Annotated in this window: 4 protein-coding genes and 1 pseudogene; 1 reads left to right on the forward strand and 4 read right to left on the reverse strand. The window is 60.8% G+C overall.

The genetic code is table 11. The annotated features are described in order from the left end of the window. The first annotated feature begins 3 nt into the window (after positions 1–3). Positions 4–354 (forward strand): transposase, encoded by a 351-nt coding sequence (locus tag VMR39_RS30610; RefSeq protein ID WP_414712617.1) that lies wholly within the window; start codon positions 4–6, stop codon positions 352–354. A 76-nt stretch (positions 355–430) separates the two neighbouring features. Here the strand turns inward: VMR39_RS30610 and VMR39_RS29160 are convergent, their stop codons facing one another. The 4 genes and pseudogenes from VMR39_RS29160 to VMR39_RS29175 all read right to left on the reverse strand — a co-directional run. Further along, a complete protein-coding gene (locus VMR39_RS29160; protein WP_325421833.1) occupies positions 431–904 on the reverse strand; it encodes a flavin reductase family protein in 474 nt (157 codons plus the stop codon). 55 nt (positions 905–959) lie between these two features. Then, the gene (locus tag VMR39_RS29165) at positions 960–1,925 is read right to left on the reverse strand and encodes a 2-enoyl thioester reductase domain-containing protein (protein WP_325421835.1); all 966 of its coding nucleotides are present in this window, start codon (positions 1,923–1,925) and stop codon (positions 960–962) included. 122 nt (positions 1,926–2,047) lie between these two features. Then, positions 2,048–2,437: a hypothetical protein gene (locus tag VMR39_RS29170; RefSeq protein WP_325421837.1), complete on the reverse strand. Its 390-nt coding sequence runs from the start codon at positions 2,435–2,437 to the stop codon at positions 2,048–2,050. Between the two features lie 102 nt (positions 2,438–2,539). Further along, positions 2,540–2,904 (reverse strand): annotated as a pseudogene (locus tag VMR39_RS29175) (acetyl-CoA C-acetyltransferase); the annotation flags it as partial.

Consider the following 2,904-nt stretch of genomic DNA (forward strand, 5'->3'; position numbering starts at 1 on the left):
TGGATGGATCGCTTTGTACTGACCGACGCGCAATGGGCGCAGATGGAGCCGCACTGTCTGGGCAAGGCGACAGACCCTGGACGTAGCGGCAGGAACAACCGGCTGTTTATGGAGGCGGTGCTGTGGATCGTGCGGACGGGCCGGCCACTGAGAAGGCGACCTGATCGGCGGCACGCAAAACAGCTATATTGCCATGCTGGTCGAGCGCGGCTCCCCAGAAGAACCGATTTGTCGTTATACACTCAGGCAAAAACGCAGCGCTGTAGCACTGCAGGTAAACGAACGATCAGGAATAGCGCTCGACTTCCAAATACCCGCCGAGCGGTTTCACGAATGGGTTCCGCCACCAGTTGAACCCACCAACCCATTTCGGTCAAATCCCTGCGCAGCCCGGTTTTCCTTTGTTTTACGCCAGCCGGCCTCGATACCCTCAGAGATAGCCGCCATTCTGGAAAATCAGCGGGTCGATGCCATCGCTCAGACGTAGCGCGTTGACTCGTGCTATCACGATGCTGTGGGTTCCGAACAGGAACATGCTGTCGATCACGCAGCTCATATTGGCCTGAGCCTCTTCCAACATGGGGATGCCGTGCATGTCAGCGGTCCAGCATCCGGCAGAAAAGCGTTGCTCTTTCGGCAGGCCGCCGCCGAAAGCGACCGATATGTCCTTCTGATGACGGGAAAGGAGGCTCACGGACAGCGGAACACCGGGGGTCAGGCATGCATGAAGGCTGGCCGATTGGTTGACGCACAGCAGGATGGCAGGAGGCTCCATCGTCAATGAGGTAATCGACGTAGCGGCCATGCCGATCGGCCCATCGGAACTCGATGCAACGGCGATGGCGACGCCTGATGCCAGACGCCGCATCGCGCCCTTGAAGTCACTAACCAGTATCTTGTTCATGACCGGCTTATCCTGCATGTCTTTCCTGTCTTTCTTGAAATCGTCGACACCCGGATCAAATCCTCGTCCAATCCAGCAAGAGCTTTTCTGGCCCGCGCCATGTGACGGCATCCTCGAAAGCGGCGAGCGGGCAGCGCACCAGTTCAGGCAATACCGCCGGATTGTCGCGGTAAATTGGTGCGAGTCTGTCGTACATGGCTTGCAACTGGGTCCGTCCTGCCGGGCCTTCATCCATGCGCAGGCTGTAGCCGTCGATGATGATATTGCCGGTGGTCAGCAGCGTTCCGGGGATCAAGCAAGGTTCCTTGCCCAGATGACCAGAGATCGTTACCCGACCGCCCGGACCGATACAGCGGGCGAGCCGGCCAGTCTCTTCACCAGTCACGAAATCGAGCGCCAGACGCGCCCTCGCTCCCTCCATGGCAGCGATTGCTTCGTCCGCCATCGTCTCGCCTTGAGCGATGACGGCGGCGGCGCCTAGGGTCGACAGCCGTTCGCGTGCCAATTCTGGCGAGCGGACCACGCATAATATATTGAGACCCCTTGCCTTACCGATGGCGGTGATGATTCGGCCGACCATCGATCCCGCTGCATTCTGAATGATCCAGTCGCCTTCGCATAGGTCGACGCGGGTCAACAATCTGTGCGCGGTGGCCGGATTGATGCGGAAGATCGAAGCCTGCTCATCAGCCAGCATATCGGGCGCGCGGATCACCCGGTCGGCCGGGATGGTACGTCGTTCGACCCAATTGCCGCGATCGAGCGGCAATATCCGATCCCCCACCGCAAGGCCCTGTACCCCGGGACCGATCGCCTCGACGATGCCAAGGCCCTCTGCACCCACCGGCTTTTGCATGCCATAGGCGTCCGTCAGATGCCTGCCTTCGACGGCGAGATGATCGGCGGGATTGACGGGCGTCAGGCGCATGGCGATGCGGATTTCGCCCACGCCCGGCCTTGGCGCGTCCGGAATGTCGGCAAGGCGGATGCCGCCACCTTCGCGAAGCAGAATTGCGCGCATGAGCAGCCTCCTTTCAGTTTGACGCCGATTATGACGCTCTAGCGGAAGGAGGCGATGCTGTACGCTTGGGCGCGGAATCGATCGCGGACATGATGCGGCCCCGCCCATTCAGAAGCTGAAGATCACATCCAGAAGGAACGGAACCGTGCCTCGCCCGCTTCGTCGGTAAAGGTTAACTCTGTCATGCCGAACTCATCGGCCCGCAGCACCAGGTGGGCAATGTCATTGTCCTCGATCCAGTGCAGACGCCTGTCGTTGACGACATAATAGCTGCCAGTATCGGTAGGACGGGTGAACTCCTCGGCGAACCCGTCCAGATCAGCCTGCGTGACCGGCATGAGCCCCAGCGTGTAGAGATTGTCGATGATCTTGTTGATTTTACTGCTGTTGCCGTCTTCGGCACAATGAATGATCATCTGGAACAGGGTTTCCATGAAATAGATACGCCTCGCCTGCCTGTTGCGGAGCGGCGCGAGGGTGCCTGGCATGCCCCCGAAAGCGTTGATGTCCACTGCCGTCTTTCTCCTCTGGTGGGCGGGGGCTGCCTGCCCGTAACCTGTCCTATCGCATTCGTCGCCACCCGCCCCGGTTCGTTCATTCCGCCATGGCCATGATCAAACCTCGATCAGCACCGCGCCGCCCTGACCACCGCCAGCGCACATCGCTGCGATGCCCAGCCCGCCGCCGCGCCGCTTGAGATCATGTATGAGCGTGGTCAACATACGCCCCCCCGACGCCGCGACCGGATGACCGATGGAACAGCCGCTGCCCGAGATGTTCACCGCATCCTCGCTGATGCCGAGCATGCGGCACGCGGCGAGCGGCACGGAGGCAAAGGCTTCGTTGATTTCCCACAAGGCGATGTCCGATGCCGACCGACCGGCGCGGTCCAGCAATTTGCGGATCGTCTCGATTGCGGCGATGCCGGTGTCCCTGGGATGGCCGCCCTTGGCGGTCCAGCCGATAATCCGAGCGATCG

The organism is Sphingobium sp., assembly GCF_035511395.1.
GTDB lineage: Bacteria > Pseudomonadota > Alphaproteobacteria > Sphingomonadales > Sphingomonadaceae > Sphingobium.